Here is a 13,898-nt window from a genome sequence, read left to right on the forward strand (position 1 = left end):
GTACCGAAATTGGGGATTCACCGTGGCGGCTGTAAATCATTGGAAACCGCAGAGTGCCTCTCGTAGCTGCTCCGTCAAGCTTTGCACGGAATGCCAGGCGGGTTCGATTTCGGTTAAGTCACCTTGCTTACTGATTCCCTCCAGCTTCCGTACCGCATCCATACAGGGGTCCGCACCAAAAATGGCGACGGATCCCTTCAACGTGTGTGCAGCGGACTGGATCGCTGCTGCATCTCGCTGCTCGACTGCCGATTGAATCTCCTGCAACTGGAGGATCGATTCCGTCTGAAACATTTCAATCAACTGTTTTGCAAATGCGACATCGCCACCGGTATTGCGCAACATCGCCTCAGGATCGAAAACATCGTGATTCGTAGTGGTTGCCGGTACGAGCCCCTCGGTTTCTTTAGTGATGGAGGGATCGCGATCGGAAGCGTTTGGATCCGATCGAGCGTGGTGTTCTACCACGCGAAAAAGCTCCTCGGGACAAAACGGTTTTGCAACGTACCCATCCATCCCCGCGTCCAAACAACGTTCCTTGTCGCCTTTCATTGCATGGGCGGTCATTGCAATGATGGGGGTGCGGTGCCGGGCGTCGCGATTCTGTTCGCGTTCCAAGTCGCGGATGGCTGCGGTTGCCGCAAGCCCGTCCATGAGTGGCATCTGCACGTCCATCAAGACCACGTCAAAACCACCGTCTCGAAACCGTTCGACAGCCTCCTGTCCGTTGCAGACCAGCGTGACATGATGTCCCCGTTTTTTAAGCATGGTAACGGCCACCTTCTGATTGACGATTGCATCTTCGGCCAGCAGGATTTGTCGTGGGGTATCGACCCTTTCAAAAGGCATCCTCGGAGAAAGCGAAGGTCGCGGAGCACCCACCAAGCTTTCGAGCACGTCGCGAAGATCTCGGCGGGCAACCGGTTTCAGCAGGAAATGCTGAATGACCGCATAGGCAGGGTCACTTCGCCGCGCGCCTGCATCCATCGACGACAGCATGACCACAGGGATACGACGAAGGAGTTCGTCTTGTGTCATCTGGCGTGCAACCTCAAATCCGTCCATCTGTGGCATCATGCCGTCAAGCAAGACAACGTCATACGGTTTGTTTGTGTCACAGGCCTGACGCATCTTTACCAATGCCTCCTCCCCGCTGCTTGCGTCGGTCGCGGACGCTTGCCAAGACTTTAACATTTCACAGCACAGCATTCGATTGGTGGCGTTGTCGTCCACCACGAGCCCACGCAATCCTCGCAGCGAAATCGGTGAGGAAGGAGGCGAAGCGGCATGCTTGGCATCATGCACTTCGAGCGGGATCGTGAAGTGGAACTGGCTGCCAACTCCCAACTCGCTATCGACCCTCATCTCTCCTCCCATCATCTGAACGAGCGAAGCGCAGATCGTCAGCCCCAATCCCGTCCCCCCGTACTGCCGCGTGGTGGACGCATCGGCTTGGCTGAAGGATTCAAAGATCTTCACTCGATGGTCCGTCGCGATTCCAATGCCGGTGTCACTCACGGTGAAACGAATCGGCTTGATGACTTGTGATGCGGTCTCGGTTTGGAAAGGCGGGGCCGGATCACGTGAGTCAACTTGGACACGAAGCTCAACCTCGCCGATTTGCGTGAACTTCAGCGCATTGCCGACCAAGTTGACGATCACTTGCCTTAAGCGTGTCGGATCGCCCCAAACGTGATCGGGGACGGGATCGTCGATGCGCAGGATCAGCTCCAACCCTTTCTCGTCGGCACGATGCCCCATCAGGTGCATGGTTTGAGTCAGCAGCTCGCGGAGCGCAATCGGGACTCGATCCAAATCCAACTTCCCGGCTTCGATTTTGGAAAGGTCAAGGATGTCGTTCAGCAGGTCGAGCAGGGTCTGCGCCGACGAGAGTACCAAGGATTGGTATTGGCGCTGCTCGTCCGTGAGTGCCGTCTGGAGCAGCAGTTCGGTCATTCCGATCACGCCATTGAGCGGCGTGCGAATTTCATGGCTCATGTTTGCAAGAAATTGGCTTTTCGATTCCGCTGCCTGTCGAGCTTCCTGCGTCGCTTGATGGGCGGCTTGACGAGCGAGGTCCAATTCGCGAGCGAGCTGCTTTCGCTCGCCTATCGTCGTTCGCAAAATCGCGATCCCTGCGACACCGATCACGACAGCCAAACCGATCAACGAAAACAGAAGGCCATCAAGTTTCGGGACTGGGATCGCGAGCATTTCCACGGAGATCTACTCCTCGTTATGATTCGCTTGATCAGCATACAGCCGCAGCTGCTGGATCATGACCGCAAGCTCTCGAGCCGCTTGCGGAAGAATCGTTTCGCAATGTTCACGCACATCCGAAAGTGGCCCAAGCAAATCATCGCAGGCCTTTGAGACTTCGACTGCCACCGATTTCAGCACACGCCTCTTTTCCTCGCAGAACCGCATCCGAAGTTCCGCTTTTTTGACGCGTGCCACGGCTTCGGTCGCTGCGGGCCGATCTCCTGGGCGAATCGCCGCCCGTTTTTGAGCGAGGTTGTCTTTCGCTTCGGTTAATTCACGCTCAGCCAATTGGCTTTGGTGTCGCCAATATCCAGGTTGAACCGTCGAGAAGTATTCCTGAGCACGAAAAACGAAGGTGCGAATCTCTTGCACCGTCTGATCGGCGTCGGATGAAAACCGAAGCAATGCGGCGTGAAACGCGGCGAGTGAATCGATGCTCCGAACGTTGCTGCTCGACACGATGGACTGCTGTAGGGAGGAGGTGCGATGGGTGGATGCTTCCAACACACCACTTTACCATGCGTCGCTCAAGAAATCGACGTTGACCGCATCGTTTCGCTTTCCAAGCGTATTTTCTTACCCGCGTTTCCGGTCAGACGTTGCAGATGGGGGCGGCGCACCATTTGCAAACAGGAGGGTGCGGTCGTTGGTTGCTCTGGCTGCGGGTTCGGCTCGCTCGCAGTCGCTCCCCATGCTCGCAATCGCCGCAGCAATTGGGGCGACAACGGCTGGGGACGGCTCTCGGCTCGAGCCGCAACGACGCTTCGGTCTTCGCTCATCTTCAACAGCCGCTGCAGGTCCTCGATACGAACATCGCTATCGGATTCTTGGATGAAAACCAATTCACCCGTCGCGCGTTCGAGTCCCGTTTGCCCAGCCGCTTCCATGCCCCGTGGTCGAGAATGGCGTGCCACACGAACTTGTGGGTATCGCGAGCGGATTTCTTCCATTACCTCAGGCGTCGCGTCGCGACTTCCGTCATCGACCACGACCACTTCGGCAATCTCGCGAGTCAAGCCTGCAATCGCTTCAAGAACGTGTTGAACGCGTGCTGTGATCCGGTTTTCACCGTCCCGCACCGGCAGCACAACCGATATCTTTGTCGAGCGTTTCATCAGAGCTCACGACCCTTTCCTTGTTGTGGAACCAGGTGCATCGATTAGGTAAACCGAAACACCTCGGTAGTCTTTTCGGCATTCGGTTCGTTTTGAAAACACGCGCCGGCATTATGTTCCCAATTTGACCATCGTTCCGCTCGTGACGAATCCTCCTATAATCCCCTTTTCCCTCTCCCCGCCTCCGTTCACGCCCCATCGAGACCCAAGATGAATGCCGAATCCAAACTCAACGAACTCGGGATCAAACTGCAACCAGCTCCCAAACCGCTTGGGCTCTACAAACCGATCATCGTGGTCGGTCCCTTGGCCTATCTGTCGGGACATGGCCCCCTGAAAGCGAACAACCAATGGGTCACCGGACGACTCGGCTTGGACATGGATGTGTCCGCAGGGTACGACGCGTCGCGATTGACCGGTTTGGCAATGCTGTCAACGCTTCGCGCCCACCTTGGGACCTTGGATCGAGTCAAGCGGGTCGTCAAATTAGTCGGCTTGGTTCGTTGCACCAATGGGTTTGACAAGCAAGCGGCCGTGATCAACGGGTGCAGTGAGTTGTTTCGAGATGTCTTCGGAGACGACGCAGGGGTAGGAGCACGCAGCGCCATCGGTGCCAAGTCGCTGCCGGGAAACATGGCCGTCGAGATTGAGGCGATTTTTGAAGTGGAGACAGACTAACCCAGTGGCCGTCGTCGGGGAGGAGATGCGGATTTGCGAAAAACTCGGACGTCGTTTGGGCCGCAGAATTGCATCAGCAAGGCTCCTGTGGCGGCAAAGGACTCGAAGACACGCTCGTGAAAATCATCTTCACCCGGCCACGGATACGAGTAGACGATCGCAAAGTCGTCAAGGTCCAGCCCAATCGTCGGATAAACGGATTCGACTTCGTGACCGAGACTTGGCAGCGTCGGGTCGTCGGCAAGACGCTCGGCGCCGGGGGGCAAAAAGTTACCGTGAACCAATTCGACCTTCGCATTCCAGTCGGCAATCACGCGTCTCGCTTGCTCAAGCAGCACCGATTCGGCTTCGACGCCGATCACGTCCAAATCCAACGTGGACGCTAATGCACTGACCACCGCGAACCCGCACCCCCATTCTAAGAACCGGCGGCCGATCAGCATTTGGGATTCCAGCGTCCAACAAATCGATTGATAGACCAATTCGTAATCCGCGGCGACAAATTGCTCCATTTGGGGGCGGTCCCAGCGGTCTTGAAACGCTTCGATACGGTTTCTCGCGTCATTGATCCAAAGCCGTATCGGGCCGGAGAGCTGAATGCGGTCCACCGTCGATGGAATTGCAATGCGTTCAAGCACGATTTAGACAATGCCTTCGTCGGGGGAGGAGTCCAGATCGAGGAACGATTCGGTTTGGACATCCAAGTCGTGATTGACGAAGCGGGACCACGCGAGCAGTTCAAGATCATCCGCGTCGGCCCAGCGACTTTGAGCACCCCATAACGGCTCGTTACAAATTGGACATCGCGCATCGCAAGCGTCAGGATATTGGTGTGGCGCGGAGACATCCGGTTCCAGCCAAATCGCTTCGCATTCGTCACAGACGATCAATCCATGGCCGCCCGACGCCATTTGATTGTCTTGGCGGCGAAGTCCGCAAATGCGGACTCCACATAGCCCACCGCCGCAAATCGGACAGAAGTCAATGGAATGTTTCGGACTCACGGCAAACCACTCTCGGGTGAAAGGATGGGACTCGCAAAGACGATTGCGGGGCGTTTAGGATAGTTGGGGAACCAAGGAATGTTGTTTTTTTGTCTTGGGGCGATTCGGTTTGATGTCCTAGCAGCCAGCCAGTTCTCAAAGAGCCCAGCCAGATCCCGAAGACCAACGCTACATCGGATAGGCCGTGATCACACGGTTGCCTTCAAGCACCAAACGAACCCGCCGCGCCATCGGTTTTCGTTTGCGGTTTCCATCGCGACCGCCAACATAGCCAACACGGCTCCCCATATCGACCGTATAGATTGTACGGCCTTGATCCGTCGTCTTGGTCGTGCGCTGGCCGCTTTTCGCTCGCTGGTACGCTTTTTCGATCGTCTTAAGTGCACCCTCCATCTCACCATCGAACACGCCATGGCTACCCTGCCGCGACGGGTCGTCCTCGGTATGTCTTCGCAAATGTTCAAGCCGATGCCCTTCGGCGCTGCCGGGAGTGTATTGCAAACCGGAGGGTGACAGGTAGTTCCGGGGCGATACTTCCCGCAGCAGTCCGTAGAGCAGCTCGTCTACGCTCGCATCAGGTTCACTTTTTGCTGTCGATACCGTTGACGAGCTTTTCGTGGGGCTCATCCGGTCGGCAAGCGGTCCCAGGGCACGTTCGGATTCACCGGGTTTCGCCGACTCGTCTTTCGACGAATCCTTCTTAATCGCGGTCGGCTGCGAGGGTTTTGGTGAGCTAGACTTTTCCGTGGAGATGCTGGTCGTCGACGGTCTTGATTGATTCTGCGGCGCCGTGTCGATGTCCGTGGTCGAATTCACCGAGACGCGCGCGGAATCGTTCGTCCGTAACTCTGGCAAATCCCAACCGAATCGTTCATTCAGTCTTGGCTGAGCAAAGGAATAAAACCCGAGAAGCACGACCATTGCGATCGCGCCGGCAGAAGACTTTCCGGCGATCGACCGTTTTGCCGCTGAGCTTTTCCGCGATCCAATTCGCGACAGATCCGCGTCGGTCCGGGCGCTGTCGGATTTCTTCATTTCAGATTCCTGTAGGGAACTTGCAATTGGGGACGGTTTCAGACATCGTATCGTGCGGTCGACGAGGATCGCATGGGTGGATCGTTTAGCGAATGCTGCGAACTTGACTCGGCCAGAGCACCTTGAACTGCACAATTGTATTCTATCGAATTAGCCGGTTTTACCCGGTCAACAACATTCTAGCGGAACGTTAGGGAGAAATAGAGTGAGGAATTACCTTTTGACGGCGTTGACGATCACGCTTTTTTCGATCACGTGTTACGACTCGTCGCAAGCGGCTGAACCTGGTTGGTCACCCGTCGTCGTCGCAACGGGTTCGTACCGTCAACAAATCCAATCAACGCCAATTGAGTACCGCCCCTATCGGCCCTTGCATTTTTATGGGAACGCCGTTCGCCGACGCTATTATCGCGGAACGGTAATGCCCCGCCCCGCTGAATTCGCCACTCCGATCACGATCCTTCCCAATGCGATGGGGGCTCGTGCGGTGGGAACCAATGGAGCGTGGCGAGGTTATTGAGGAACGAAGTCAGGGAATGAAGTCGTCGTCCAGTGTCAAGGACTCCGCGAATCGAGCTAACAACTCGGCGATGTGGTCGATGTCCGCAAGGGAGATGACTTCGACCGCCGAATGCATGTAGCGGTTCGGGATCGCCACCAAACCGGTTGCAACTCCCTGCCCGTGAACTTGAAGCACATTGGCATCATTGGGAGTCGCCCGGCCCACGGCGGCCAATTGGTAGGGAATCGAGTTCGACTCGGCCAATTGAATCAAACGCCCCGCGACCTTGGGGTTGATATTGGGGCCACGAAAGATCACCGGGCCGCCCCCCAGGCGAATATCGCCTTGTTGTTTCTTGTCGATGGTGGGGCAATCGGACGCGTGGGTGACATCGACGGCGATCGCGACATCCGGATGGATGCTGCCGGCGGCCGTCTTGGCGCCGCGCAATCCGATCTCTTCTTGGACCGTCGCGACGCTGTGCAAATGACATCGGAGCGGAGGGGTCGCGGAGGACGCGCGGCGAAGTGCTTCCATGACCGTCCACATCCCCGCCTTGTTGTCCATTCCCGGTCCACTGACCAAATCGCCAAGAAGGGGGCGATAACAAAGTTGGAGTGTGACGGGATCGCCAATTCGCACCCTCGACTCGGCGGCAGCCTGGTCCGTCGCACCGATGTCGAGCCACAGGTCTCGCAACTGCACCACTTCTTCACGTTCCTTGTTCGACAGCAGATGAATGGGTTTGCGGCTGATCACCGCAGCGAGAGGTCCGGACGCGGTCCAAATGGTCATCGCCTGACCAATCAATTGCTGCGGGTCCCATCCGCCAATCGTTTGGGCGTAGAGGAATCCCTGTTCGTCAATGTGGGAGATCAGCATTCCAATTTGGTCGCAGTGCCCCGCGTACATGAGCCGAGGGCCAGCCACGTCCCCCGTGCTGGCAATCACGTTGCCGTGGACATCCGTCCGAATGTCGTCGGCAAAGGGTTTGATGTAGCCACGAAGGAGTGCTTGGATGGGTTCTTCGTAGCCCGATGGACTCGGGGTCTCGATGGCGATGCGAAAGAACTCGAGCGCAGCGTCTTGCATGGTAGGTGGGTCCCTCATCAGTGTCGGAAAACAGATCCCACGAATCGCTGGTATCGATTCGGCGAGAAAAAAACGATGCCCGGTATTCGAGCGTTGTCGTTAGAATGTAGCCGATGGTTGCGCCGACTCACAGAAACTTGAGGAAAGCTTGTCTCTGTCACGCATTTTATCCGTCTTGATTGCCGGGGATTTGCGGAAATCATCCGTGATTCGCGGTACGGCATCTTCGATTCCAGAAAAACTTTCTCCGATTTTGGCCACGTTTCGTGGCGACGTTCGATCACTTTGGCGCGTCAAAATATGAAGAATTGCGAGAGAATTCGGGAACCGTCGGTAGGAGTGGACGTTGTCGTCAAAACGCTCTTGACACGAGAAACCGTTGATACTGCTTCTTCGCGATCAAACGCACTAAAGAGTTACCCCGGTTTTGCTCGACATTAAACCTTGGATCGAGGTGTTTTCGCCCACACCAGTTTTCTGTCGCGTTTGTTTGGCTTGTCACGCAAATGCGAGAAACCAGAAGAGCCCGTGTGAGCGATGACACACAAAAAACTCGATTCACCCCAGGGGGGAATCTGGGAAACGCTTCGGCTGAGGGCCGTCTCGTGCGAGGGTGACGTTTCACGCTCGTCTCGTTGATGACAATCAGTTAGCAGCACATTTTTGCAACAGGAATCGAGCGTCACAGGAATTCGGGTTTCGGAAAAGCGTCAAAGCGTGCGTGTGAACTTCGGCACAATCGCAAACATTCGCTTCGAGAAACGTTGGTTCGACGCCGCCGAACGATTGCATTAAATCTGCACGCAGCTTCTGCCCCCTGGAAAACGGACACACCTCGGTGTGGTCGCGCTAACTTTTACAACCAAACCGCGAGGAATCCCGTTCGGTAAGTGTCGCAGGACGCGAGCCGGCTGGCCGGACCCAGCGTTAGAAAATCACTGTTACGGTGTTTGCGTTTACCCACATTCGCAAGCACGACGACCGATTCAGGACCGGGCGATGCAGAGATTGGAACGACGAACAAGGCCGCTAGATCAATGGTTACCGACGCACCATTGATCGAGGGAAAATTAACGAGGCGTTATGGAGAACCTAGTATGAAGGTCTTCACAACTGGACAGGTCGCCAAGATCTGTAAAGTAGCTCCACGAACTGTGTCAAAATGGTTCGATTCGGGGCGTTTAAAGGGCTATCGCATTCCTGGATCTCAGGACCGACGCATTCCGCGGGAGTACCTGATCAAATTCCTAAAGGAACACGGCATGCCCCTGGGAGACTTGGAAGACGAAGCGATGGCGAAATGCCTGATCGTCGCCCAAGACCAGGTGCTGATCGAGAACCTCAAGCGAGAATTGCCGCCCGAGAAAGCGTTCAAAGTGGCTGTGGCCGCGAGCGGTTTCGAGGCTGGCATTCAAGCCGAAAGCTTCAATCCCGACTGTATCATCGTCGACTTCTCGATCGGTAAGATCGAGGCAGTGCAGATTTGTCAAAACCTGCGAAAGAACATCGACTTTACCGATATCGTCCTGATTGCGTTGCTCCCCGACGACGGGCAACCGATGAGCTTCGACCGAAGCAGCATCAACGAGACGTTCAAAAAGCCGTTCGACGCGCACCTGCTCGCCGAACGCCTGCGAACGCTTGTCGGAAGCAAGAAAGAATTGGTCTAGCGTCCGTCGCTCGTGGGCAAAGCGAAAGCCAAGCCAACCGGCGGATCGAGATTCCAGAATGCCTCGTCAAATAAAGACGTCGTACGCCATCCCGCGGTGTACGGCGTTTTTTTTGATTCATCCTCAGAATCTGTGAGGTCTCGGCACTCGAACATCGAATGACTTACCCGCAAAGGTTGTGGATGCGGCTTTTTTTTGACGCCAGCACAAACCAATGTCAGACCCCAGATCAGCGATGCACCTCGAATGACTTGACGAGTCGCTCAAACCCACGATACTGCCCGGCTGACATCTGACATCTGACATCTGACATCTGACATCTGACATCTGACATCTGACATCTGACATCTGACATCTCCCCTTGTCTCACTTTACACCTTCGGGCGACGCCCAAATGGTCGATGTGTCGACCAAAGCGATTACGGTTCGCCAAGCGGTAGCTACCGCGGAAATCGTGATGAATTCCGCTACCGCCGGCGTGATCCGTCATCAATCTGCGGCCAAAGGAGATGTGCTTGGTGTCGCTCGCTTGGCGGGCATCCAGGCGACAAAGCTGACGGCGCAGCTCATTCCATTGTGCCATTCCATCCCGATCGAATCGGTTACCATCGATTTTCAATGGGTGGTCGAAGGTCCCGAGCAACGACCGGAGGGCGAGAAACAAACGCTGCTCTGCGTCGCCACCGTTCGCACCTCAGCAAAAACGGGCGTCGAAATGGAAGCGATGACCGCCGCGTCGATCGCAGCCTTGACCGTTTATGACATGGTCAAATCGATCGACAAGGCGATTTCCATCGGTCCGATCGTGTTGCAGCATAAATCGGGTGGCAAGTCGGGCGATTTTCATCGCAATTAGCCTCGGTCTGCCCTCTCCCCAAAGTGCTGCCAATCCGTAATGCTTACGCCACCCCAGCATGGGGATGCCCACGAGAATCCTGAGAATCCGCAGTGACGCCTTGGCGGTTAACCCTCTTCGCTGATTGCGGTTTCTCCCTCAGCGGCACTCACCCCATGGCTCTCATATAATCGGTTTCGCCGAAATGGACTCGACCTCAACCCTTCGCAGCGTTCCTTTGTCGCACTCTTTTAACTGTGAAAATGCCGACGTTTCGGATCTCGAGCCCACATCGGCTTCGGAGCTGACCGACGCGTCGAAACAACAAATCGCTAGGATGTACAGTGCGATTTCTGACGAAATGGAGCAGATTGAGCAGCGGTTTCAGCTCGAATTGCAAACCCCTTACGAATCGTTGGTCCCAATCCTACGCCACGGAACCCAATTGGGGGGGAAGCGACTGCGGCCCGCAATGTTGCTGCTTTCGGCTGCTGCCTGCGGGAAACTTAGCGCGGATCATGTCGCTTTAGGGACGGTGATCGAGATGGTTCACACCGCGACCTTGATTCATGACGACGTCTTGGACGCAGCCGACACACGGCGGCATGTGCCAACGGTCAATGCGATGTGGAATAACCACACCAGCATCTTGTTGGGCGATTACCTGTTTGCTCAGGCGTTTCGTTTGGCTGCGACGTTAGGTTCGATCGAGGTATGCCAGTGGCTTGGCGAAGCTTCGAGATTGATCTGCGAAGGGGAGATGCGACAGGTTCTAACGCGTGATGTGATTGATTTGGATGAGCCGACCTACTTGGAGATGATTCAAGGCAAGACGGCGGAGCTTTGCCGTGTCGGTTGCAGATTGGGCGCCAGATTCGCAGGTGGATCGCCTGCGGCAATTGAGGCGCTTTCGAGCTACGGAAACTCGCTCGGCATCGCCTTTCAAATCGCGGATGACTACCTCGATCTTTGGGGCAGCGACCAACGCGCCGGCAAGACCTTGGGAACCGATTTAGAACAAGGCAAAATGACGTTGCCACTGATTCGCTTGCTGTGCACGGCATCGGAGGGAGATCGAAAACAGATTCGTCGCTTGCTGTCAGGGCCGAGCCATGATCGAGCCGAGCGGCTAGCTCCTTGGATCGATCAAAGCGACGCGAAGCTTTACACGCAGCAAGTGGCGGACAACTATCGGCAATCGGCGATCGATTCGCTGGAATTGCTCGATCAGAGTGAAGCGAAGGAATCGCTGATCGCGATCGCCAACTTCGCCGTGCATCGACGTTTCTGACACAGTCAATCCTATGAGCACTCGAACGGACGACGAAGCCGAAGCCCATCCGCTTCGAGATCGACGCCCCCCCTTTGACGATAGGACTTGGACCTCGGTCGCCGGGATTGCGATCGTTGCACTGTCATCGCTCTTGCTCATCATCAGCGATGTTTCGCCAGCGGTGACGTTCGCCATCATCCTGGCCATCGCGGTTGCCGTGGGGTTTGCGCACCTGCGGATCGAACGCTCGCGGGATCGGGCGGTGAGCAAGCAATTGCGGCGATCCGCTGCAAGGGCGCAGCAATCGGACCGTGAGCTTCAGACGTTGAAAATGTCGGCGGAACAAGCGACTTTGGCGCTGACGAAGATGCGTGACGGAGTGATCATGTTGTCACCACTTCACGAAATCTTGGTCATCAATCCGTGGGCTCGACGTTTGTTGGTCTTGTCATCCGAAGGAGATTTACGTGGCCGGCGGTTCCGCGAAGTCGTGCGGATTCCCGAACTGGTCCAGGCCGTTGATGCAGCGTTCGGAGGAACGACCCCCCAGAAACTAATGCTGGAGATCGTCGACGGGGTGGACACGCGGCCGGTGAAAGTTCGTGTTGACCGCGTCACGCCCGACGACGAGACCAACTTGCTGATGACGCTACGCGACGAGACCGAGTCCCAACAAATCGAGAGTATCCGACGCGAGTTTATCGCCAATTTGTCGCACGAGATCAAAACACCTCTTTCGGCAATCAAAGGCTATGCCGAAACCGTTGAGTTGGCGATTGCCGATGATCCCGAAGCGGCCATTCATTTTATGAGTCAGATCCGCGGCCAATGTGTCCGATTGGAGCGTCTGGTTGCCGACATGATGCAGTTGGCACGAGCCCAATCGGGACGCAGCAATCTCAATCTGACCACGGTCTCACTCGCAAACGTGGTTGCCGAGTCACTTCGATCGTACCGCCCCGTGGCCGAAGCCCATTCGATCGAGATTTGCGTTGATGAACATTTGGGTAGACCAGCTGATGGCGATCCTGTCGAAAAGGAAATGGGTTCAGATAGGCATCCCTTCCAATCGATGGACGATGTCCATGTGATGGCAGACCACGAAGCGGTGTTGACGATCGTCAACAACTTGGTTGGCAACGCGGTGCGCTACACACCTCAGGGTGGGCGGGTCCGTTTGAGCTGTCGACGAGCGGAGGATCGTTGGATCCTGAGCGTTTCCGATACGGGAGTGGGGATTGCCGCAGACGAACAAAAGCGGATCTTTGAAAGGTTCTATCGTGGCGAGAGGGGCCGAGAATCGTCCACCCAAGGCACCGGCATTGGTCTGTCGATCGTCAAGAACCTGACGGCCGCCTTGGGGGGAGAGGTGCGGTTGGAAAGCTCCCCAGGCAAGGGGGCGACCTTTGACGTTTCGCTTCCTGCAGCCACCGTGGAGCCGCCGCACGCCAAATCTTAACGAAAGTTTTACCTGATGTTGGCCAATGCGAGGGTGCCCAGGATCGACACAATGGTTCACCATATTGGCATCGTGAGCGAGATCGTCGTCGCACCCTAAACCCGTGTTCTCCTCGAGTGATTATGTTGCTCCAGCAAACCGAATCCACTGCGAAGCCCCTAAGCATGTCCACAATCAAGGTACTCGTTGTCGAAGATTACCGCCCGCTCGCCGAGACGTTGGAGTACCAACTTCGCCGGGCGGGATACGAGGTGTTCCGGGCGGCCGACGGACGCGACGCAGTGAATCAAGCGAAATTGATCCTGCCAGATGTGGTTTTCTTGGACGTTGATTTGCCGGTGCTAAATGGAGTCGAAGTCTGCAAGCAATTGAGAGCGGACCCAGCGACCAAGGAAACCATGATTCTCATGCTCAGCGCCCTCGGTGAAGAATCGGATCAAGTCGTCGGGTTTGCGGTCGGGGCTGACGATTATGTGGTCAAACCGGTCGAAAGCTACAAGGTGCTGTTGCAACGCCTCAAGGCACTGCTTCGCCGCCGTGAACAAACCTTCGACGAAGCGGACTCCGTTTCGCGTCACGGCGTCACGGTCGACCGTCGCCGATTCGTCGTCACCGTCGATAGCCAACGGCTGAAATTGACGAAAAGCGAATTCCGGCTTCTCGAAACACTGATCCGCCAACCCGGTCGGGCGTTTGGTCGAAACGAGCTCGTCGATGCAGCTCTGGGTGAAGACACCATGGTGCTTGACCGAACGATCGACGTGCATGTTCGCGCCCTCAGGAAGAAGATGGGCGAAGCCGCGGACTTGATTGAAACCGTGCGTGGGATTGGATACCGGTTTCGCGAATAGGCGAAATCGAGAGTCCGTCAAGAAAACCAGAAAAAAAATCTGCCTGTGACCAGACTTGTCACACCACCGCCGGATACTTCTTGTGTGCTGACAACGAGTCGGCCCTTTTGGTTTTGAGTTTG

The 13,898-nt window shown here is 56.0% G+C and carries 14 protein-coding genes; 7 read left to right on the top strand and 7 right to left on the bottom strand.

Translation table 11 applies throughout. The annotated features are described in order from the left end of the window. Positions 1-36: 36 nt before the first annotated feature. The 3 genes from Poly41_RS03315 to Poly41_RS03325 all read right to left on the bottom strand — a co-directional run bounded on the left by Poly41_RS03315 (position 37) and on the right by Poly41_RS03325 (position 3,377). The gene (locus Poly41_RS03315) at positions 37-2,214 is read right to left on the bottom strand and encodes a response regulator (protein ID WP_231615435.1); all 2,178 of its coding nucleotides are present in this window, start codon (positions 2,212-2,214) and stop codon (positions 37-39) included. Positions 2,215-2,226: 12 nt separating this feature from the next. After that, positions 2,227-2,721: a hypothetical protein gene (locus tag Poly41_RS03320; RefSeq protein WP_146524470.1), complete on the bottom strand. Its 495-nt coding sequence runs from the start codon at positions 2,719-2,721 to the stop codon at positions 2,227-2,229. Between the two features lie 68 nt (positions 2,722-2,789). Beyond that, a complete protein-coding gene (locus Poly41_RS03325; RefSeq protein WP_146524471.1) occupies positions 2,790-3,377 on the bottom strand; it encodes a glycosyltransferase family 2 protein in 588 nt (195 codons plus the stop codon). 210 nt (positions 3,378-3,587) lie between these two features. On the opposite strand from Poly41_RS03325, the gene Poly41_RS03330 reads away from it, so the two are divergent. Next, the gene (locus Poly41_RS03330; protein WP_146524472.1) at positions 3,588-4,055 is read left to right on the top strand and encodes a RidA family protein; all 468 of its coding nucleotides are present in this window, start codon (positions 3,588-3,590) and stop codon (positions 4,053-4,055) included. On the opposite strand, the gene Poly41_RS03335 is transcribed toward Poly41_RS03330, so the two are convergent. The 3 genes from Poly41_RS03335 to Poly41_RS03345 all read right to left on the bottom strand — a co-directional run bounded on the left by Poly41_RS03335 (position 4,052) and on the right by Poly41_RS03345 (position 6,094). Next, the gene (locus Poly41_RS03335) at positions 4,052-4,693 is read right to left on the bottom strand and encodes a class I SAM-dependent methyltransferase (RefSeq protein ID WP_146524473.1); all 642 of its coding nucleotides are present in this window, start codon (positions 4,691-4,693) and stop codon (positions 4,052-4,054) included. The genes Poly41_RS03330 and Poly41_RS03335 overlap by 4 nt on opposite strands. A gap of 3 nt (positions 4,694-4,696) precedes the next feature. Continuing rightward, entirely contained in the window at positions 4,697-5,059 is a 363-nt protein-coding gene (locus Poly41_RS03340) for a hypothetical protein (protein ID WP_146524474.1), read from the bottom strand. Between the two features lie 168 nt (positions 5,060-5,227). Continuing rightward, positions 5,228-6,094, bottom strand: a complete 867-nt coding sequence (locus Poly41_RS03345) for a hypothetical protein (protein ID WP_231615360.1) — start codon at positions 6,092-6,094, stop codon at positions 5,228-5,230. A gap of 205 nt (positions 6,095-6,299) precedes the next feature. Between Poly41_RS03345 and Poly41_RS03350 the strand changes: the two genes are divergently transcribed. Continuing rightward, positions 6,300-6,614, top strand: a complete 315-nt coding sequence (locus tag Poly41_RS03350) for a hypothetical protein (RefSeq protein ID WP_146524475.1) — start codon at positions 6,300-6,302, stop codon at positions 6,612-6,614. A 9-nt stretch (positions 6,615-6,623) separates the two neighbouring features. On the opposite strand, the gene Poly41_RS03355 is transcribed toward Poly41_RS03350, so the two are convergent. Continuing rightward, on the bottom strand, positions 6,624-7,688 hold the full coding sequence (locus Poly41_RS03355) for a M42 family metallopeptidase (RefSeq protein ID WP_146524476.1): 1,065 nt from the start codon (positions 7,686-7,688) through the stop codon (positions 6,624-6,626). A 1,097-nt stretch (positions 7,689-8,785) separates the two neighbouring features. On the opposite strand from Poly41_RS03355, the gene Poly41_RS03360 reads away from it, so the two are divergent. The 5 genes from Poly41_RS03360 (at position 8,786) to Poly41_RS03385 (ending at position 13,776) form a co-directional block, all read left to right on the top strand. After that, complete coding sequence (locus Poly41_RS03360; protein WP_040770725.1) at positions 8,786-9,358, top strand: helix-turn-helix domain-containing protein; 573 nt, start codon at positions 8,786-8,788, stop codon at positions 9,356-9,358. Positions 9,359-9,719: 361 nt separating this feature from the next. Then, entirely contained in the window at positions 9,720-10,214 is a 495-nt protein-coding gene (moaC, locus tag Poly41_RS03370) for a cyclic pyranopterin monophosphate synthase MoaC (RefSeq protein ID WP_146524478.1), read from the top strand. Between the two features lie 184 nt (positions 10,215-10,398). After that, positions 10,399-11,484 (top strand): polyprenyl synthetase family protein, encoded by a 1,086-nt coding sequence (locus Poly41_RS03375; RefSeq protein ID WP_231615361.1) that lies wholly within the window; start codon positions 10,399-10,401, stop codon positions 11,482-11,484. Between the two features lie 13 nt (positions 11,485-11,497). Beyond that, positions 11,498-12,925 carry a sensor histidine kinase gene (locus tag Poly41_RS03380; RefSeq protein WP_146524479.1) on the top strand — a complete coding sequence of 476 codons (1,428 nt, stop codon included), beginning with the start codon at positions 11,498-11,500 and terminating at the stop codon, positions 12,923-12,925. A gap of 164 nt (positions 12,926-13,089) precedes the next feature. Then, entirely contained in the window at positions 13,090-13,776 is a 687-nt protein-coding gene (locus tag Poly41_RS03385) for a response regulator transcription factor (protein WP_146524480.1), read from the top strand. Positions 13,777-13,898 lie beyond the last annotated feature (122 nt).

The sequence above is a fragment of the Novipirellula artificiosorum genome (genome assembly GCF_007860135.1).
In the GTDB taxonomy this organism is placed as follows: domain Bacteria; phylum Planctomycetota; class Planctomycetia; order Pirellulales; family Pirellulaceae; genus Novipirellula_A; species Novipirellula_A artificiosorum.